General features: G+C 51.3%; 14 protein-coding genes and 1 pseudogene. 9 read left to right on the forward strand and 6 right to left on the reverse strand.

The window, feature by feature from the left end; all coding sequences use genetic code 11:
* Nucleotides 1–83 precede the first annotated feature (83 nt).
* From DSD30_RS20960 to DSD30_RS20980, 5 genes are all read right to left on the reverse strand, one after another.
* Nucleotides 84–566: a hypothetical protein gene (locus DSD30_RS20960; RefSeq protein WP_198663088.1), complete on the reverse strand. Its 483-nt coding sequence runs from the start codon at nt 564–566 to the stop codon at nt 84–86.
* A 583-nt stretch (nt 567–1,149) separates the two neighbouring features.
* Nucleotides 1,150–3,087, reverse strand: coding sequence for a DEAD/DEAH box helicase family protein (locus DSD30_RS20965; protein ID WP_114011719.1), 1,938 nt, complete (start codon nt 3,085–3,087; stop codon nt 1,150–1,152).
* A gap of 728 nt (nt 3,088–3,815) precedes the next feature.
* Nucleotides 3,816–4,235 carry a hypothetical protein gene (locus tag DSD30_RS21775; protein ID WP_198663089.1) on the reverse strand — a complete coding sequence of 140 codons (420 nt, stop codon included), beginning with the start codon at nt 4,233–4,235 and terminating at the stop codon, nt 3,816–3,818.
* A 137-nt stretch (nt 4,236–4,372) separates the two neighbouring features.
* Nucleotides 4,373–5,233 (reverse strand): helix-turn-helix transcriptional regulator, encoded by an 861-nt coding sequence (locus DSD30_RS20975; RefSeq protein ID WP_114011720.1) that lies wholly within the window; start codon nt 5,231–5,233, stop codon nt 4,373–4,375.
* 190 nt (nt 5,234–5,423) lie between these two features.
* Complete coding sequence (locus DSD30_RS20980; protein ID WP_114011721.1) at nt 5,424–5,975, reverse strand: recombinase family protein; 552 nt, start codon at nt 5,973–5,975, stop codon at nt 5,424–5,426.
* A gap of 659 nt (nt 5,976–6,634) precedes the next feature.
* Between DSD30_RS20980 and DSD30_RS21780 the strand changes: the two genes are divergently transcribed.
* The 9 genes and pseudogenes from DSD30_RS21780 to DSD30_RS22075 all read left to right on the forward strand — a co-directional run bounded on the left by DSD30_RS21780 (nt 6,635) and on the right by DSD30_RS22075 (nt 19,063).
* Nucleotides 6,635–7,597 (forward strand): hypothetical protein, encoded by a 963-nt coding sequence (locus DSD30_RS21780; protein ID WP_198663090.1) that lies wholly within the window; start codon nt 6,635–6,637, stop codon nt 7,595–7,597.
* Nucleotides 7,598–7,602: 5 nt separating this feature from the next.
* The gene (locus DSD30_RS21685) at nt 7,603–8,181 is read left to right on the forward strand and encodes a nucleotidyl transferase family protein (RefSeq protein WP_157967814.1); all 579 of its coding nucleotides are present in this window, start codon (nt 7,603–7,605) and stop codon (nt 8,179–8,181) included.
* Nucleotides 8,182–8,193: 12 nt separating this feature from the next.
* Nucleotides 8,194–9,195, forward strand: a complete 1,002-nt coding sequence (locus tag DSD30_RS21000; RefSeq protein ID WP_114011724.1) for an exonuclease domain-containing protein — start codon at nt 8,194–8,196, stop codon at nt 9,193–9,195.
* 207 nt (nt 9,196–9,402) lie between these two features.
* Nucleotides 9,403–11,436: a class I SAM-dependent DNA methyltransferase gene (locus DSD30_RS21005; RefSeq protein ID WP_114011725.1), complete on the forward strand. Its 2,034-nt coding sequence runs from the start codon at nt 9,403–9,405 to the stop codon at nt 11,434–11,436.
* A complete protein-coding gene (locus DSD30_RS21010; protein ID WP_114011726.1) occupies nt 11,433–12,635 on the forward strand; it encodes a restriction endonuclease subunit S in 1,203 nt (400 codons plus the stop codon). The genes DSD30_RS21005 and DSD30_RS21010 overlap by 4 nt, the downstream gene beginning before the upstream one ends.
* Nucleotides 12,636–12,650: 15 nt before the next feature.
* Complete coding sequence (locus tag DSD30_RS21015) at nt 12,651–15,890, forward strand: type I restriction endonuclease subunit R (protein ID WP_114011727.1); 3,240 nt, start codon at nt 12,651–12,653, stop codon at nt 15,888–15,890.
* An 839-nt stretch (nt 15,891–16,729) separates the two neighbouring features.
* Complete coding sequence (locus tag DSD30_RS21020) at nt 16,730–17,677, forward strand: nitrate- and nitrite sensing domain-containing protein (protein WP_157967815.1); 948 nt, start codon at nt 16,730–16,732, stop codon at nt 17,675–17,677.
* A 531-nt stretch (nt 17,678–18,208) separates the two neighbouring features.
* Nucleotides 18,209–18,622 (forward strand): annotated as a pseudogene (locus DSD30_RS22070) (methyl-accepting chemotaxis protein); the annotation flags it as partial.
* Nucleotides 18,623–18,643: 21 nt separating this feature from the next.
* Nucleotides 18,644–19,063 carry a PilZ domain-containing protein gene (locus tag DSD30_RS22075; RefSeq protein ID WP_425359480.1) on the forward strand — a complete coding sequence of 140 codons (420 nt, stop codon included), beginning with the start codon at nt 18,644–18,646 and terminating at the stop codon, nt 19,061–19,063.
* A gap of 197 nt (nt 19,064–19,260) precedes the next feature.
* Here the strand turns inward: DSD30_RS22075 and DSD30_RS21800 are convergent.
* Nucleotides 19,261–19,460, reverse strand: a 200-nt coding sequence (locus tag DSD30_RS21800; protein WP_210206116.1) for a hypothetical protein, incomplete at its 5' end; no start/stop codon positions are given.

The following is a 19,460-nucleotide window of genomic DNA, read 5'->3' on the forward strand; positions in this document are numbered from 1 at the left end:
GGTCATGGCGAATGTGGCTGTGTGTGCGAGATGGAATGGATAGGTGTAAGCAACCAAATCCTACAACAAATCAACCATTTACACTACATTCGCCAGCCAAATTCCCGACCTTCATGCATAAGACGGGCTAATAGCCCCAAAGCATCGGGTTTCTCGGCAATGCCACAAAGTTGCTTCGTGTTTTTAAACTCGGCATCAAGAGCTGCATTCAAGGAGGGATGTGGAAAGTGAGCTGAAACCCGCGCCTTAAAAGATCGATTTGCGACAACAACCGGAACATGGAAGACGACGACACCATCGATCTTGTCATCATCCCGTCCGAAGAACCGTTCCATGACGAAATGCTCATCGACACTCTCGCTAAAGCAGACTGGGCGGGACTTTTTCTTGTAGCTCACATCCTCTTTGCGCAGCTTCAGAATGACAATTGCATTGGGTTCTCGCAGCCCATCAAATTTCTGACCGACGCAGTAGTAGAGATATCCCTCTTCAGCCTTGAGGAACGATGCGGCATAACTTGAGGAGGCGAAGAACAGCGTGATTGCAGCAGCCAGTAATAGCTGCATTCGGGAAAAATGTAGGAGCATTGACATTATCCAGAGGGCCAGTTGGACGAAGAAAATTTCATTGAGTTGAAGCGGGTGCTTTTGTGGAAACACACCATTAAGTTGGTCGCATTATGAGTACCATTTGTTTCTTGCTGATTAAGGCTCAGGCATGGAGCAAAAAATGTGGTGGGAGGGATGAAGACAAAAGAGCCTCATAGCCCACCACCTCTCTTGAGGTGCCAATAGTGGCGGGAAGGGAGCGCTTGAACGATGAACTTCAGGGACACTTCAAGTTCACTCAAAGTGCCGCCTTCAGCGCTCGACCTTCCCACCCACCACTGATGAGCATGAACAGCAGCAAAGACACCAGACACCCTTACCTGTGTCTTGCGGTCACGCTCAGTCGCTCACTTGAAGACCAGCCAAGGAAAGTATCTGGTCCGTCTGTGAGTTCTGATTGTCGTTGGAGGGGTGGGTCTCAAATTTATGCGTATGATAACCCTATAAGAGAGACCTGATTTCAGCATACGCATAAACAGGATCTTGAAGACACCGCGAGATAACCCGCGATGCCTTGAGTTGATTTCAGGGTGATAGGAGGTCAGGCTGTGGCCTTCTCGAACCAAGTCTGAGCGCCTTTCCTTGACCCTGTGGTCTCGTAGGTCACCTGATGGACCTTGAGGTATTCCAAGAGGTCATCTGAGGGCTTCTTCAGCTTCCTCTTGATGAAGTCTGACGCTGACCGTGTGAACCCAATGTGCCTCTTAATATCCGTGAAACTCTTCTTTCCCACTGGCATATTCGCAAGGTAGGTCAAGAAGGCTTCAAGGTGGTTCGAGGTCTTGGGTGCACGTTTAGCCGCTTTCAGTTTCCACGGGGTCTCAACGATGCCCGGCATGTGGTCTTTGATGTCGCTGAGTAGCTCAGTGCCTGTTTTGTCGGAAGGCAGGAGCATGTAAACATCTGTTGGCGCACAGTTGCCTTGATCGTCAATCACCCGGCGACAGCGAACCCGATTGATCGCCTGAATGACCGAGGTTGTCAGGTTGCTTACCTTGATCGCTTGCCGAACGTCCTTGAAGTGCTTCCACTTCCTCTCTTCTTCCTGTCTCAACCACTCAGTGGACTGTGGTCCTTGAGCGGCAAAGAACAGATTGGCTGAGAAGAAGTCGTCACGATAGGGCAAGCCGAAGATGACCACGCAGTCATAGTTGGACCAGTCATTGCGGCCATCGATAGCACCCCAGTGCGCCGTTCCAAGCGACTTGAAGTGTTCCTGATAGAGCAAGACGACTGGTTCCACTGACTTGTGGCAACAGATCAGGACTTTCCTGTCCGTCAAGCCTTGCTCTTTGAGGTTCTCCATGAGCTTGGCGACTTCGGCCTTTGCGTTGTCTTCGAGATATCCTTTCCCCAGTCGGTGGCCCTTGGATACATAGAGGGTCACATTCTGATAGGAACGGGCATTCGAAGGCAGTTGCACGGGAGGGTCAACCTTGTCTGGCAGGAGGCTGTAGAGAACATTCTCGTTCGCCGTTGCGTCAAGGATGACTGCACCACAAGCTTCTTCTTCAGGAAGGATCAGCTTTGCCGTCGAGAGCCAGTAATGCTCTCCCTTGGTGCCGTAGATCTTCCATGAGGCAATGATCGCTTGGATCGATCTGAGGACTTCGGAATAGTGACCAATGAGCCTTCTATTCTCGGTCTTGTCATCCCGTCCCAGCATTGCCTTATCAAGGCGCTTGGACTTCAATGATTGACGCAGAATGGTGAGGCTTGTTGGTTCGAAATCCTTCAGGGCGTCACGTTCAACAACCATCTCCCGACCATCCTTGTTCCTTTCTGTCAGGGCCTCATAGGCGCAGACGAAGCGGCTCAGGGTATCCAGTGCGGGTGCCTCTTCAGCGCTGTGCTTTGAGGATAAAGACGCATGGAGGTACTTAGCCTGTTCGAGGGTGACTTTGGATTCCTGAAGCAGATCGAGGGCTTCGTCGATGACAACGAGCCGCCTTTGTCCGTTTTGGAATTTGTGGAACTGAGACCATGCTGATTGTTCTGGTTCTCCTCTTGCTACGGCATCGAGACCATTCTCATATGCCTTGTGGGTGATGATGATGACAGGTGACTGCTCAACTTGCTCCGGGGTGACCGAGGTGTCTGAGTGACGAGCAAGCGCAATCGGCTTTCCTGCCAGTTGGTTTATCGTTTCGGCTGCATCGTCAGCCTGCTTCTTCAATCGAACAACGATCAGAACGCCCGGATGTCCATTCTCTTCAAGACAAGAGCAGTAGACGGCAAGCCCTTGGCTTTTTCCGGTTCCTGTCGGTGGCGGGAGGACTTTGATCCTCTTGCCTTCCGGCGTTCCGAAGCTATCGATTTGTTGGTTGAAGATGAGACACATGCGCCGCCAGAGATCCCGAAGGGGTTGGCTTGACACGTTGCCGAGGGTGTCGGTCCAGTGCTTCTCCATTTTGGAGACGTAGAAGTCAGGATCGACGATTGGGTTTGAGGTGGATGTTTGGATAGGGGTGACCATCATGGGCCTTTCCTTGTCCGGCGAAATCCCCCAGATGCACTGAGGGTGAGTGCAGCAAGTCGCTGCGATTCCTCACAAGGAGGAACTTGAGAGAGCCTGTCGGCTCAGAAACTGAGAGGTGAGGGGGACCTAAGCCGTCTGACGAAGGTCAGGCGCTGAGTTGTGCGTATTATAACCCTATAAGAGAGACTTAATCTGATCACACGCATTCCTTGGACTGGACCCTTCAAGACCACTTCAGCCGCTCTCCAACCGGGAGCCATCGCTCTTCGAGCGCTGGGCTTGGAAAGGGAACCTGAAGAGCGCCTTGCGACCGACGACCCCAACCCACCATCAAAGATAAAGAATGAAGTAGTCTAAAGGGTTCGGGGCCATAGGAATCTGGGTCTCAGGTGGACTTGTCGAATTTTGTCATCATCTCAAGGCTAGCGAGCAGAGCAACCCGAGTGAACTTGAAGAGTTGGCCTGTGGTCCGTAATATTAACTGCGGTGAAGCGAAATGATATCTCTATAGCGGCGGTCAATGCTGGGAGCTGGAAAACGTAACCTCTATAGAGTGTTTTAATTGGGTGTGGGTATTATTGTCTCTATAGGGAGTGTTAACTTCGTACATTTTCAGTAACACTCAAAAGAGCTTTCTCACATGAGGTCGACCGGGACCTTGCAGCATCCCAGTCGACCGTGTAGTGGCTACCTAATTACAAGTACCGATGTGGCTATTTGCACCGGTTTTAATGTCTGGTTTTGCTCAAATGTATCGTTTTCGCAATGCTCTGCATTGTGTTTCTGAAAAACTCTTCGAAAGAGGTTTTTCCTGCTTTTACGTCTTCTTCGCCAACAAAGTAGCAATCATCTCTTGCAATCGCTGGGAGTACGTGTGCACAGAGCCAGTTTTGAACCAACGGATGATCGTCAGGCAAGCCTTCAAATGGTTCTTTGAGAATTGCTTCGGGATGAAGCATCTCGAATTCGGCATAAGCGTCGATTGCTTCTTCAAGGATAGGGCGAAACTCGCTCACCATCAGGCCCGCAAGGCTGTATTCGTGCAAGGCGACGTCTTCGCGCATGTAGCCGATGAACTCGAAAATGTCTTTAGCTTTGACAGAAGAAGGCATGTATCCGTTTTGAGAGTAGATAGTGTTGTTTTCCATTTAGATTTCCTTTCAATGGGTTGCGTTAGGGCGCGTTGATCTGGTTCGGTGGCGAACCACCAAATTTGGTTAGGAGTTGAAGTTTTAAAGATCCCGATTACCTCGGGCGAGGTATCAAGCAGCTATGAGCTGCAGAATTAAGTTTCGTCAGAGGATTCGTGTGTTTCGCGTGGTGTTCCGTCCGACTTGAATGCAATCCATTCAAGTGGTGCTGATAGCAATGAGATTTGGTCAAGACGGACCATGACTGTGAAGCTATCGCTGTCCGTTAAGTGAATAACTGCACAATCTTCATCGTCAGCAGCCCCGGCCCAAAAGAATGCATCTTGCAATTGGATCTTCCATTGATCAGCAAAGTCATTGAAGATTGTATCCTCGTCTGGACCGACCCATAGTTCGATTGGTTCCGCCTGCTCGGGTGAAATTATGGCGACTTTATCAGAAGAGATTGACTGGATATTCTTGGGGGCAGGGTCCTCCTCACCGTCCATAATAAAAAACTGCGCAGCAATAACATGCGTGACGTTTAGTGCCACTTTTGTCGTGCTCGTTTCAAAAACGGCGAAACTTAGCTCTTGAGTGCGGTGGCCTAGGGCAGAACGAAGAGCTGAGATTTCTTTGCCATTGATCTCAAATTCGCAGCAACGATTTCCCTTCAAGAAGATACGAACTTTGTGGTGCTTGGGCAGATCAAGCGCTGGACCGTTCAAGTACATCTCGACGAACGACGGATCTCGTTCATCAAATATCTCGTCTTCGTCTTCATTCTCCTCAAAGTCCATATAAGTTGGGAACTTTGCAGGTTGTTGGCTGTCAGGGAAGACGTGTCCAATGCTGGTTTCTCCTAGGGCGGCACAAATCTTCTTTATCACTTCGAATTTGGTGTTGGAGTTTCCAGTCTCGATCCTTTGAATCTGCTGTTGACTGACACCAGCTACCTTGGCGAGATCCCTTTGTGACATTCCCTTCTTTTTTCGCAGTTCTTTGATCCGGTTCATCACCTGTCCTTTCAAGTTATGAGCGGAATGTAGGAATGAATGATAAAAGTGTCGATGTGTAAATTTAGTGGGCTTGTGACATATTTAGTGACATGCCATGTGTAAAAACGGCAGAAAGCTGAGTTTTTTGCGCCCTAAAAGCTAAGAAGCTATGTGTATTTTCGGGGAAAATTCGACGAAAAATGTAGCGCTAGCCTGTGGAATTCTCTGCAAGAATTCGATAAACGCTTGATCGCGCGATCCCTAGCTCTCTGGAAATTGCTGCTGGGCCCATGCCATCTTCTTTCAGTTTCAGGATTGCAGAAAGATCAATGGACTTCTTCCGACCTCGATATTTCCCTGCCTCTTTGGCTTTGGCGATCCCCTCCATCTGGCGTTCTCGCCGGATATTGGTTTCGAACTCGGCGAAGACTCCTAGCATCTGAAGGAAAGCGTTTCCTGCTGGGGTGCTCGTATCGATGCTTTGTTCGGTGACTTCCAGCGACGCTCCCTTGTCGTTGAGTTCTTGCACTACAGATGATAGGTCGGCGACAGAACGGGCTAGACGATCAATGCGGGTGACGACCAGTACATCGCCCTTCCTGATGAAATCAAGAAGCGTACGAAGCTCGGATCTGTTCTTAAGACTGGTAGCGGACTGTTTCTCTTCTCTAATTACGTCCACTAGCGGCTTGAGTTGTTCGTTCTGAATGGAGAGATCTTGGTCTGTCGTGCTGACGCGAGCATATCCGTATTTCGTCATTGTCTTATCTCGTTGTGTCCGAATAGGGTCTAAACATGACGATAGAGTGTGTCCGATAAATTGTAAATAGCTTTAATGAGACGATTTCGGATCGACTGTGAGACGTCCTTCTAGGGTTTACCCAAATAGGACTCTGAGGCGAATATGTGCCAAAGCACCTGCTAATCAATGTTGAGTTCCTGCGATTGCATTTGGCGCATTCGTATGGGGGGAGGGGGGGATTTCTCGCGTGAGAGAGCGTATTCCCTTTCAAAGATTTTTCCGAAAATGAACCCTGAACCAGTTGGTGTTATCGACTGCCTGGTAGGATGCCTGTGGAAATTATAAGTTGCTGAAAATGAACGGAAAATCAAAAATAGTTGATACGTGAGTTATTTAATCACAAAAATACCTGTTGCAATTGCGATTTTCAATAGGTATATTTGTGAAGTCGTTTATGTTGAAATAATGAGGTGTCAATTATGGGTATCGAGCGTGACTATGAGAGGCTTTGCTGCCAAGAAGGCGTAGAGCTACTTGGCATTAGAAATGGAAAAAAGCATATTCGCTTGTGCTTTGAGAATGGATTTATTGTTGCGCCCAAGACACCCTCGTGTCGCCGAAACTTGATGTATGTACGACGACAAATTAGACACCTCCACAGCTAAGAAAGAAATCAAATGCAAGAAGAAATTATGAGCGCTGACGAACGCCGCGCAGCAAACGAGGAAATGTTGTTTCGCTACGGCGATGATCATGAGTATTGGGATTATGTTCAGTGGCTTGCGGACTTGGTTGAGCAGGCTTTCGAGAATATTGAAGGTTTGGCCGGTGCTGAGGTGGCTAAGGAGCCATTGCAGGCTCTTGCAAGAAATATAGTTAGAACTGAATCCGAAGCTCCGTTGAGTTGGCGAGACCTATTGAATGACACTTTAACCGTTGGAACGGCTCTACCCATCGCTCAGCGCCTCGGACATGCTCTCCAATACGGTCTGTATGGAGTAACGCCATCGGCTGTGCCTGCAGCTCAGCGAGAAGCATGGGTGACTGATTTGGTTGCTGAAGTGGTTGCATTCTGTGAGCGGCTTGATGTTGCTTCTATCAATGGTGGGAACAACCAAATTGTGAAAGTTTGTCATTTGGCGCGTTCTCGGTTTGCAATCGATAACTGCAGCGGGGACGTAGATGTGCACTCTATGTCTGTTTTGGGAGGAATTTCCGAAGGCCGGATTAGAAATTTGATGTCCGGAAATGCAGGTCCTTTGAAGCGTGGTGCAGACGGAGGCATCGAAGCAATGAGTGCGCTCTCTTGGTTGATGAAGAGAAAGGGCTTTTTGAAATCGATCTGGCAAAACTCTGACGACGAAACAAAGGAAGTGGAGTCCGAAGAATTGGCCCCACTTGAAAATGTAATTTTTGTCCCAGTTGCCCGCGACGGTTCGATTTTTAATCCAAGCTTAGAGCGCAACGGCTTGTTTCAGATTGGTTCGAAGGGTCAAGAGTTGAATGTAAGCAGCTTTGAGGAAGCTCTTACCATGCTGAATGCTATGCCTGTTCCCCGTTGGCGGCGACCAAATGAAAATGGATTGTGGGGGATTGTGAGTGGTGTCTCTTGGCAGCGTGTTGAGAAGAAAAGGATCTAAGGAGAGTGCAGAATCATTTCGATCACGACACGCTTGCACCAAGCGCCAGCTATGTTCTCGCGCAAATTATGAGCGCGAAACCGCAACCAACAAAACTTGCTCCGAAAGATCGTCGGGGGATTTACGGTCTCGTGAATCACTTGGGTCAGTTGAGACATATAGGCTCTACAAGTGCGGAGAACGAATCCTTTTATAAACGCATCCATCTGCGCCATAGAACAGGTTCAGAGACAATGAGCCACTATTTTTCATACATGTACAACACTGGGCGGATGTGGCGGTTGCGAAATGATGCGGAAACCAACGCGGATGGGCTCGTTGCAAAGAAACTTCGAAACGCGTTTATCGCCCAGCATTGCAAGGCTGTTTGGTTTGCGGTGCCAGATACTTCTGATATCTCGGGTTTGGAGCAGCAAGTAATATCCTTAGCTCCCGCTGAGGCGACGGCTTGGAATGGGAAGGCTATGCAAGCGTATGATGAACCTGTTGATCTGGTAAATGAGCTGATCCACGAGCTCCAACTATCAGACGACGAGATCTCAGCACTTGATCGCCAATTGGAGCGATTTATTCATTCTGCATAGAAGGGGAAAGAGATGCCTTCAAATCGATGTCAGTCCCCTAATCAAGTGCGTGCTCCACTGCCGAAGGGGCCGTTTCGATTTTTCGCTTTGGATGTCGAGACTGCGAATAATGATCGTAGTAGCATTTGCCAAATCGGCATCGCTGGCGTCAAGGATAGTGGTGAGATCGAGACATGGTCGACCTATATAAACCCGGAGACGAGTAACTGGAGCTGCTCCTGGGTCCATGGAATATCGCAAAAAGACGTCGCCCATGCCCCGAGTTTTCCAGCAGCTCTTTCTCACCTCATGCCCTTGCTAAACGGGCAGGTTGTTTTTCAGCACAGCAGTTTCGACAAAAGCGCGATCAATGCTGCTTGTGATCTGCATCGGCAGGAATGTCCCGACTGGGATTGGAGAGATAGCGTTCTGATCGCCAGACAGGCCTGGCCCGAGTTGAAAGGGAGAGGGGGACATGGACTTAAATCTCTCAAACAACATCTCGGCCTGGTTTTTCGTCACCATGACGGCGAGGAAGATGCCAGGGCTGCTGCTGAGGTTGTGTTACGTGCTGAGGCACACCTCGGTCAGAGGCTCGTTGGTGTCAAACAAGGTTCAAAGCAAGAAGAAAGCGCCACGGCAACTCCAAAAGGTAATCGCGCCAAGTTTCCGAAGGATTGCCGAATGCAGTTGAAAGCGCAGATTGTGCAAATGCTTGATGCCGTCGCTATTGAACACCCTTCAGGTCATCAGAAGACTTATGCCAATCGGTACGTTTTGAAAGCAAGCCACGGTCGGCCAATCGAGATTATGTTCGAGAAAGGGGAGAACACGCCCGCAAACCTCTGGGTTCTTTCTCGATTTGTTTCGAGTATCGAAGACGGGTCGATACCCTTTGTTTCTAGCAAGGCAGGGTCTGGACGCCATTCTGCGCTTAATACAATGTCGCAGCTGTCGCACGGAGATCTGACACGGTTCCGCTTGGAAAGTGTACAGGATTTTAGGCGGATAATGTCCGCTTTAGAGGCTCATTGAGCGTTTGGGTTTGCGGTCGCGATGAGGCTTGCTCAGTTTCACGAAACCGCATGCCCTTACTTGATTGATTTTTTGAGTTGGTGCTTCTCTGGGTTGCTTACATGGGTCGCATCACCTTTCAACAGATCCTTGCAAGTCAAGCTGGCCCACGACATCCAAACTCGCTAACGTGCCCCACAACAACATTCCAAAGAGAAGAGACATATTGTGGAGCATATTGGCAAACTGGAACAGCGCCTCTGGACGGCTGCTGACTCACTTCGGGCCAACTCGAACTTCGCCAGCAACGAATATTTCATGCCGGTGATGGGACTGATCTTTCTGCGCCACGCCTATTCCCGCTTCCTCAAGGTCCGGGACGAGATCATCCCAACCTTACCCTCGCGTGGTGGCAAGACGAGACCTCTGACCAAAGAGGACTTCTCGGCTCGGTCATCGATCTTCCTGCGTGAAGAAGCCCAGTTCGACTATCTGGTTGGGTTGCCGGAAGGCGAGGTCGCGTCCACCGCTGTCATCGCAGCAATGAAGTCTATCGAGGAGGACTACACTGCGCTCGAAGGTCTTCTGCCAAAGCAGGAATATGCCGAGATTGACGAGGATGCTCTGCGCCAGGTGTTGCGGATCTTCAATGACCCGGCGCTGCAAAAGGCCGACGGAGACGTCTTTGGCAAGATCTATGAATACTTCCTGACCCAGTTTGCCGACCAGAAGGCCCATGACAACGGGGAATTCTTCACACCAAGAAGCATTGTTGAGACTATTGTCAATATCATCGAACCAGCACAGGGCAAGGTCATCGATCCAGCCTGCGGTTCGGGTGGGATGTTCGTTCAGTCGGCGCATTTCGTTGAGGCGATGCAGGCAAACCCGAATGAACGGTTGACCTTCTACGGCATGGAGAAGAACCCGACCACAATCAGGTTGGCCAAGATGAACCTTGCGGTGCATGGCCTTGAAGGCCGCATCGAGAAGGCCATCAGCTATTATGAAGACCCGCACAAGGCTCAGGGACCGTTTGATTATGTCATGGCCAACCCGCCTTTCAACGTCGACGAGATCGACGCCGAGAAGATGAAGGATGATCCCCGTCTTTCCTTTGGCCTTCCTGGGGTCAACAAGGGCGGCAAGGTGTCCAACGGCAACTATGTCTGGATGTCTTTCTTTCATTCCTACCTGTCCGGCACAGGCCGCGCTGGCATCGTCATGTCGTCTCAAGCCTCTTCTGCTGGCGGGCAGGAAGCCAAGGTTCGCGAGGCGATGGTCAAGAGCGGCGATATTGACGTCATGCTCGCGATCCGGGGTAACTTCTTCTACACGCGCACTGTGCCCTGCGAGATCTGGTTCATGGACAAGGGCAAGCCGGAGCATCTGCGCGATAAGGTCTTGATGCTGGATGCAAGGCAGGTCTTCCGCAAGGTGACGCGTAAGATCTGCGACTTCTCGCCCGAGCAGGAAAAGAATCTCTCGGCAATTGTCTGGCTCTATCGTGGTCAGGAAGACCGCTTTGCAACATTGGTGCAGGATTACCTCTCCACCGCGCGAAGGGAAGCGCAGCAGGCTGTTTTCACTGAATTGCTTGAGGTGTTGGAGAAGGCCTGTATTCATTTCACAGCACACACCGACACGAGCGAGTTGAAAGCCGGCATCGACAAGCTGGGATCCGATGCGAAAGACTATGCTGATAATGCAGCAAAGCTGGAGCAACCCGAAACAACCATTGATGCTCTGACGGCGGCTTTGAAGGCCATGCAGCCCTTCGCAGATCAGGCAAAGACCGTGATCAAGGAAATCGACCATCTGGCCAAGCTGATGCAGAAGGCGCAGGAGGAAGCAATTGCTGCGGGAGAAAAAGCCGCTGAGGGCAAGAAGCATCTGACGGCGCTTGCTGATGCCCGTGCGTCGCTGACAGGCGATCCGGAAATCCATTTGACACCAACCGGGTCCCTGAAGCGGTTTCGATATTTCGCCGGTCAGGCAGACTGGCTTCTGTCGCGCTTCCCGGAAGGACAGCTGTGTGATGTTGCAGGGCTGGTCAAACTGGTGAGCATGGAAGAGCTGGCTGAGAATGACTACAGCCTGACACCGGGCCGCTATGTGGGCGTGGCTCCGGAAGAAGATGACGAGGATTTCGATTTCGAAGAAGCGATCAAGGAGATCCACGACGAGTTGGAGACCCTGAATGCAGAAGCGGCGGAGCTGGCAGATACGATCTCAAAGAATTTTGCGGAGTTGATGGTATGAGTTGGCAAGTGAAGCCGATCTCGGACCTTGGCAAGGTCGTTACAGGAAAGACACCTTCGACGAAGAATCGGGACTTCTATGATGGAGAATTTCCGTTCGTAACGCCGACGGATTTAGACTGGCATAGCTATTTCGTGCGCACGACCCATTCGACGATCACCAAATTGTCGAAAGACCAGCACAAGAACCAGATGCTTCCGGCAGGGGCGACCACGTTCACATGCATCGGGAACACGATCGGTAAGTGTGGGATCACGTCAGAGATGAGCCTTACGAACCAGCAGATCAACAGTATCGTTCCCAATGAAGAGCACGACGGGCGCTTTGTCTACTACCTCATGCTCCACAACAAGGATGCTATACGGTCTATAGGATTGAGCGGAGGTGCGGCTCAGCCGATTATCAACAAGACGACCTTTTCGAACGTGAAGGTCTGCGTTCCTAGCCTCCATACCCAAGAGCGAATTGCGGGGGTGCTTTCTGCCTATGACGATCTGATTGAGAATAACCGGCGGCGGATTGCGTTGTTGGAGCAGGCGGCGCGGCTTCTGTATCGTGAATGGTTCGTCCATTTCCGCTTTCCCGGCCATGAGACCAGCAAATTCGTCAATGGCCTACCGGAGGGGTGGAAGCGCATGAAGCTTGCTGATGCTTCACAATACATATCTCGCGGGATTGCTCCGAAGTATGATGATGAAGCAAATGGCTTGGTAATCAATCAAAAGTGTATTCGCGATAATAGAGCGACGCTCCAGCTTGCCAGAAAACAGTCGAAACGGGTGCCAGACAAAAAGCTGGTGCAAGCATTAGACGTATTGGTGAACTCTACAGGTAAAGGTACGCTAGGTCGTATCGCTCAGTTCCATGGCGAACGAGACAATCTGACAGTCGATAGCCACGTTTCTATTGTCCGTCCATCAGAAAGTGTTGATCCGTTCTGGTTTGGAGCTGCCGTGATTGAAAAGGAAACGCTGATTGAGACGCTCGGCAAAGGCTCGACCAGCCAAACAGAGTTGAGTAAAGAGGACCTTGGACGAGTTGGTTTAGTTGTTCCTGATCGGGGCATACAGTGCGAGTTCAGCCTTAAGGTTGCTCCAACTCGCAAACAAGTAGAACAGCTCTTGCTTCAAAACGATAAGCTTGCCAAAGCCCGAGATCTTCTCCTTCCGCGTTTAATGGATGGACGTATTCCCGTTTAGGTGTAATATCCAGCCATGAATCAATTCACCGAAGACCAACTGGTCCAGAAGACAATGTCTGATTATCTGGTCACCAAGCATGGCTGGCGATCCGTCATGGCTTGGAACCAGGAAACCTTTGGGCCAGAGGGTACCCTTGGACGCAAATCTGACAAGGAAGCGATCCTAACCCGCTATCTGTCAGAAGCGCTGGTTACTCTGAACCCCGGTCTGCCGGACGAGGCCTATAAAATGGCCTTGCAGAAGATCACCGAGATCTTTGGTTCTCAGTCGCTCATCAGGATCAATCAGGAGAAATACGCCCTGATCCGGGACGGGGTTCAGGTGAAGTTCCGACAGGATGGCGAGCAGAAGGTGGAGCATCTGCGCGTGTTTGATTTTGACACGCCGGAGAATAACGACTTTCTCTGTGTCCGTGAGCTGTGGATCGGAGGCTATGCCCATCGGCGACGCGCAGACATCGTGGGCTTCGTCAACGGGTTGCCGTTGTTGTTCTGTGAACTGAAGCGCCCCGACAAGGATCTGCGCCGCGCCTATGCCGAAAATCTAACCGACTACAAGGATACCGTTCCGCATCTCTTCCATTTCAACGCCTTTGTCATCCTCGCCAATGGCGAAGAGGGCAGGCTGGGCTCGATCAGCGCCGACTATGAGCATTATGCTGAATGGCTCAAACTCGATGAAAACGACAGGCGGGACGCTCGGCTGCCGATGGAAGCTTTGTTGAAGATCGTCTGCGACAAACGGCGATTCATGGACCTGTTCGAGAACTTCATCCTGTTTGCCGACACAGCGAATGGACCGGCAAAGATCATCGCCAAGAACCACCAATATCTGGGTGTGAACCGCGCAGTTGAGGCGGTGAAGACCCGTGAGGATCTGGAGCGCAAGCTCGGTGTCTTCTGGCATACGCAAGGGTCGGGCAAGTCCTTCTCAATGGCCATGTTCGCACAGAAGGTGCATCGCAAGCTGGGTGGTGACTTCACGTTCCTGATTCTGACCGACCGTACCGATCTGGACAACCAGATCTACAAGACCTTCGCCTCTGTTGGGCTGGCCAACAATGACAAAGATGCCTGTCGGGCTTCGTCGGCCAAGAATTTGCGTGAACTACTGGGGCAGCAGAAGAAGGTCATCTTCACGATGATCCAGAAGTTCACTGATGAAGAGGCAAAGAATGGCGTCTATTCGACCAGCGACAAGTTGATCGTTGTTACGGACGAGGCGCATCGTACCCAATATGGCATGTTGGCCCTGAACATGCGCAAAGGGCTGCCAAACGCCAGCTTTATCGGCTTCACAGGAACGCCTCTGTTTGCCAATGACGAGATCACCAAGCAAGTCTTTGGCGGATACCTGTCCACCTACAATTTTCAGGATGCCATCGTGGACGGTGCGACCCTGCCGCTCTTCTATGATGCGCGGGGTGATAAGCTGAAGATCGCTGGGGCTGACCTCAATGAACAGCTCGCCGAAGCGATTGCGGATGCCGAGATTGAAGACGCGGATGTTGCCGCCAAGCTTTCCGATGCTCTGAAACGCGAATATCATGTTGTGACCGCCGAACCACGCTTGCGGCATATCGCAAGGGATTTCGCCTGGCACTTCTCAACCAACTGGGAAAGTGGCAAGGCGATGTTCGTCGCCATCGACAAGATCACCGCAGTCCGGATGTACAATTACATCCAAGAAGAATGGAAAGCCCGCATTGATGCTCTTGAAGCTGAGCTCAAATCTGTCACGGATGACCAGGAGCGGATCCAGCGAGAATCCCAGATCGCATGGATGCGCGAAACAGAAATGGCTGTGGTGGTCAGCGACGAACAGAACGAGATCAAGAAGTTCAAGGACTGGGGGCTCGACATCATCCCGCACCGCAAGCGGATGAACGATGGCTTCACGGTCAAGGAACTGGTCGGTGGCCGCGAGGACGAAAGGCGGCTGGACGTGGAAACTGCTTTCAAGCGAGAGCAGCATCCTTTCCGAGTCGTGATCGTCTGTGCCATGTGGCTGACGGGCTTTGACGTCCCTTCGCTCTCCACCCTCTATCTTGACAAACCACTGCGAGCCCACACGCTGATGCAGGCCATTGCCCGTGCGAACCGCGTGAAAGAAGGCAAGAACAATGGCCTGATCGTGGACTATTGCGGCATTCTCAAAAACTTGAGGAAAGCTCTTGCGACCTTTGCCGGACACACTGGCGGGGGTGTCATGGGCGGAGAGGGTGGACAACCAGCTCCTGAAGTCGATCCAGTCAATCCCGAAGAAAAGCTTCGAAACGAGCTCATCGAAGCCATCGCCTTGGTTGATGAACGCCTGCGGAATGAAGGGTTTGATATGGAGCGCCTGAAGAAGGCTGAGGGGTTCAACAAGCTGAAGGCTCTGAAGGATGCCAAGGAGACGATCAACAAGAATGACGAGACTCGTAAAGGGTTCGAGATTGCTGCGCGAGCCGTCTTCCGCAAATACAAGGCCTGCCTGACTTTTGCCTGGGCGGAGGATTTCAAGGGCTCATATCAGGCGATCAACTACATCTATAGCTCTTTGCAGGACGACAAAGCAGAAGCGGATACGACCTCGATCATCAAAAAGCTCAACGAAATAGTCGCAGACGCTATTCAGATCACACCGGATACCCAGGGGGACCGGATCTTTGATATCTCAAAGGTGAATTTCGATCTTCTGCGCAAGGAATTTGCAAAGAGCGAGAGGAAGGCCTGCGATACACAGGATCTGCGTGAGGTGATAAGCAATCGGTTGGCGAAAATGCTGGCGGCTAACCCCACACTCACCGATTTTGAAGAGCGCTTCGACAAGATCATCAAGGACTACAACAAGGAAAAGGACAAGAACACTATCGAGGCCACCTTTGAGGCCCTTATGAATCTTGCTGCGGAAATGGAAGCCGAGGCTCAGTCTCATGTGGCGCTCGGCCTCACTGCTGAACAGAAACCGATCTTTGACCTTCTGTTTCGAGAGGACCTTTCCAAGGACGAGATCAAGCAGATTAAGTCAGCTTCGGTTGCTGTGCTTGAGGCGATCAAGAGCAAGATGGAACAAGTCCACGATGTTTTTCAGAAACAAGCAACGCGCGATGGTCTGCGACAGGAAATTTATGATCTTCTTTATGATGAGCGAACCGGCTTACCTGCTTCGAAGTATGATGATGACGAGCTCGACGCCCGAACTGATCAACTATTCGCCTTCTTTGAGAATAGCCATCACCAGGGATATGCCCCTGCCGCGATGGTCTGAGATTGAACATTGCCTCAGCGTGGGTTGAAGTTTCGTGGCTGGGAGACTGTTTTAGAGAAGCGACTCTTTTTTATTGAGTTTTATCCTGTCAAACGTGGTACGAAAACGTGGTACGAGGCGATTATTGCGAATGATCTAATATAATATATATTTCAATAATTTAAGATGGTATCTAGGGGTGGGGTATCCATCGCGCCGGGGTCACCATTTCTTGATTTCCACTTGTTTTGCTGGCTGGTTTGCCTTGTGCCATAAATGGTCGGGTGGGGTCTGTTTCGTGCGAATCAGATTGGCGTTTGGCTGAAATCCGGTGTGTCAGCGCAGATCAATTGCGTTGGATGTGTCTGGAAATTTCCAGTCTGGAGGCCGGCCATGCCAAGTGCCCGTGGCCAGCGATTGCTGAACCTTCTCTCAGAACCTTCTCTCAATGGCATGGCTAGTTGGAAGCCGAAATGTGTCAGCTGGTGGGTCTGGTTGGTTTTCACTCCTTCAGTCTCCTCTTGATGGCTAATAACGAAGAAGGAGGCGTTAGGGAATTTTCCCTAAAGGCCTTTGTTGTAAAGTCTTTTCATTTGCTGAAATGGCCTGAACACCTCTGCTAGGTGCAGGGGCTTATGTCTGTGGTCATTTCAATCACAAAGAATGAGTCGGCTCCCCTGGGGCCTGAATCTCCTCCCCGCAAACTGTATAAGATGCGTTCATTGTGCCGGTCCTTGCCCTTGTCAGGTGAAGCGCTTCATCTGGACGGAGGGCAAATCTCCCAGTCCGTCGTTTTTGGTAAGTTAATGTTAAGTTACTTATCACTACTCTATCAGGAGTTGCACCTGATGGGGTTCCACATGACTGTTTCCTTGAAGAACAAGAATATGCCGATTTCGGTTCGAATTGCACTTTTGGCCTTCGTTCCCTTGTTCGCACTTGTTGCGCTTGCCGGGTTTGAACTGGTGACCAAGCGACAACAACTGGTGGAGGCGGAGGCCGTTGTCCAAGTTGCCCGGATTGCGCCGTCTATTTCCGGGCTTGTGCATGAGTTGCAAAAGGAACGCGGAACCTCGGCTGGCTATATCGGATCCAAGGGTGAGAAATTCGCTGACACGATCGGCGCACGGCGCAAAGATACGGATCGGGCGTTGCGGGCCTTTTATGATGTGATTCCGGCGGCAACCGGCAAGTTGGCTTTTGATGGCTTCAAGACACCTTATGAGGCTGCCCGGGCCGAGTTGGAGAAGCTCGCTGCGGTGCGTGGAGACGTCGATGGGTTTCGCCGAACGGTGCCTCAAATGGCTGGCTATTATACGCCGCTGATCGCCAAACTGCTCGCTTCGGTCGAAAGCATTGCCCTTGTGACGAACGAGGGTGAGACCGTTCGATCCCTTGTGGCCTATATGGCGTTCCTGCAGGCAAAGGAGCGCGCAGGCATTGAACGCGCCATGGGGGCCGCCGGTTTCGGGTCCGGTGCCTTTGCCGAAGGTGTCTATCGCAACTTTGTAGGTCTGGGTGCGATGCAGACTTCGTTCCACTCCATTTTCAATCGCTTTGCATCTGAAGAAGAGCAGGCGGCATTGACTGGTGTCCTGGCCAGTGCCGAGCAGCAAGAGGTGGATCGCTTGCGGGCGCTCGCAAACAAGGGGCCGTTTGGAGGGGACATCTCCTCTGTGAGCGGACCTGACTGGTTTGCCGCCAGCACCAAGCGTATTGATTTGCTGAAGGGGGTCGAGGACAAGGTTGCTGCTGATGTTGTCTCCCAGGCAGAGCGTGTCGCGTCAGAGGTCAATAAGGAATTCTAAGGGGTGCTGGGGCTTCTGGCCGTCATGTGCGCCTTCATGGTGGTCTTGTCGTTCAAAATCGCCCGGTCGATCACCGTGCCACTTATGATAATGGTGAAAGATATGGAGTGTCTGGCGCAAGATGATACCAATATTGAAATCATTGGCGCCGACAGAGGTGACGAGATTGGCAATATGGCGCGGGCGATTCAGGTCTTCCGCGAGAATGCGGTTGAGCGTCAGCGCCTGGAAAAAGAGGCAATGCAAGAGCGGGAGCGTGAGGTGCGCCGCCAGAACCATCTCGACAAGCTGGTCGGGAGCTTCCGTCATATGATTGACAATACCCTACAGGCTGTTGAAGGCCAGACTGTTGCCATGAAGGATACGGCTGGCACTCTGACAAAGGTTGCCAATTCGGCGACGTCAGACGCCAATGCGGCCGGGCAGGCATCTGCCGGTGCTTCGGGCAATGTGCAAACGGTGGCTTCCGCAACAGATCAGATGGTGATTTCGGTCAGGGAAATTTCCGAACAGGCGGTTCATGCAAACAAAATGGTGGGGGCGGCGACTGAGCTTGCTCGCAGCACCAACAAGGATGTCGCCTCATTGGCAGAAGCAGCTGAGCGGATCGGCACAGTTGTGGGAATCATTCGTGACATCGCGGATCAGACCAATCTGCTGGCATTGAATGCGACGATCGAGGCGGCAAGGGCCGGGGAAATGGGCAAGGGATTTGCCGTGGTGGCGTCCGAGGTGAAGGAGCTTGCGAGCCAGACCTCCAAGGCAACGGAAGAGATTTCGGGTCAGATTACTTCGGTCCAGACTCTGACAGAGAATGCCGTCAATGCGATTGGCCGTATTACCTCCACCGTTGATGATATTAGCGGTGTGACGGCCACAATAGCGTCGGCCGTGGAAGAACAAGAAGCCTCGACGCAGGAAATTGCCGGTTCGATTCAGAAAGTTTCTGCCGACACCCAGAATGCGATGAACAGCGCTCAAGGGGTCGCGGCCGTGATTGGAGAGACGGCCACAGAAGCGCAAAGTGTGGAAGCGGCGTCAGACAAGCTGAGTGTGGCAGCGCGTCAGCTGGCGCAAGATGTTGAAGGCTTCCTCAACGATGTCCGACAAGATGTGCGTGAAAGACGCAATAGCCTGCGGGTGAAAATGAGAGAAGTTGTTGCGCTGCTTCATAACGGCAATCGGGTCAATGCCGTGATTGTTGATGCAAGTGAACAGGGATGCAAGCTGACCAACGCTCAGGCGTTTAAACCAAACGAGACTATACAGCTTGAACTGGCGACGGGGAAAGTGGTCGCGGCGCGCGTTGCCTGGCAGGACGGTGAATTTGCCGGCTTGGAATTTGCTGAACGTATAGAAGACTTGGTGCTGCTGAAGGCTGCCTAAGGAATCTGGCTTCACAAACACCCAATAAGTCGCCCCGTGAGAGCAATCTTGCGGGGTTCTTTGATGCAGAAGTCAGGTGCTGACGATCTAATTTCGAGACCAATTGACAGGAATGAAAAGCGAAGTGAAGTTATCCTTGCGCTTTGTTGCTGGCTGCGAGGTATGGGGATATTTAGTTCTTCTCTAAGTCATTGAAATTATTTAATTTTTGATTTATCCCGATTTGTTGTCATAAAAATGTATTTTAGTGTTTGACTCTGGTTAGGGGTGGGTCTATAACCCGGTTCATCGACAGCGGCGGCGCTGCTGGCGGCGGGGCGGTTTGCTCCAAAATTCAGAGTTTGCGGGTTGAGGCTTAGGTCTTGATGTTTTGCATAACTTTTTGAAAAAGCAGATG

Origin of the sequence: Cohaesibacter intestini, from assembly GCF_003324485.1 — a bacterium.
In the GTDB taxonomy this organism is placed as follows: Bacteria; Pseudomonadota; Alphaproteobacteria; order Rhizobiales; family Cohaesibacteraceae; genus Cohaesibacter; species Cohaesibacter intestini.

Bases quoted from the DNA above. Each gene is read 5' to 3' on its own strand.
- DSD30_RS21775 (WP_198663089.1), bottom strand. From the start codon at position 4,235: ATGGAAAACAACACTATCTACTCTCAAAACGGATACATGCCTTCTTCT.
- DSD30_RS22075 (WP_425359480.1), top strand. From the start codon at position 18,644: ATGAACAGCGCTCAAGGGGTCGCGGCCGTGATTGGAGAGACGGCCACA.
- DSD30_RS20975 (WP_114011720.1), bottom strand. From the start codon at position 5,233: ATGAACCGGATCAAAGAACTGCGAAAAAAGAAGGGAATGTCACAAAGG.
- DSD30_RS20980 (WP_114011721.1), bottom strand. From the start codon at position 5,975: ATGACGAAATACGGATATGCTCGCGTCAGCACGACAGACCAAGATCTC.
- DSD30_RS21015 (WP_114011727.1), top strand. From the start codon at position 12,651: ATGAATCAATTCACCGAAGACCAACTGGTCCAGAAGACAATGTCTGAT.
- DSD30_RS20960 (WP_198663088.1), bottom strand. From the start codon at position 566: ATGCAGCTATTACTGGCTGCTGCAATCACGCTGTTCTTCGCCTCCTCA.
- DSD30_RS20965 (WP_114011719.1), bottom strand. From the start codon at position 3,087: ATGATGGTCACCCCTATCCAAACATCCACCTCAAACCCAATCGTCGAT.
- DSD30_RS21000 (WP_114011724.1), top strand. From the start codon at position 8,194: ATGCCTTCAAATCGATGTCAGTCCCCTAATCAAGTGCGTGCTCCACTG.
- DSD30_RS21020 (WP_157967815.1), top strand. From the start codon at position 16,730: ATGACTGTTTCCTTGAAGAACAAGAATATGCCGATTTCGGTTCGAATT.
- DSD30_RS21010 (WP_114011726.1), top strand. From the start codon at position 11,433: ATGAGTTGGCAAGTGAAGCCGATCTCGGACCTTGGCAAGGTCGTTACA.
- DSD30_RS21780 (WP_198663090.1), top strand. From the start codon at position 6,635: ATGCAAGAAGAAATTATGAGCGCTGACGAACGCCGCGCAGCAAACGAG.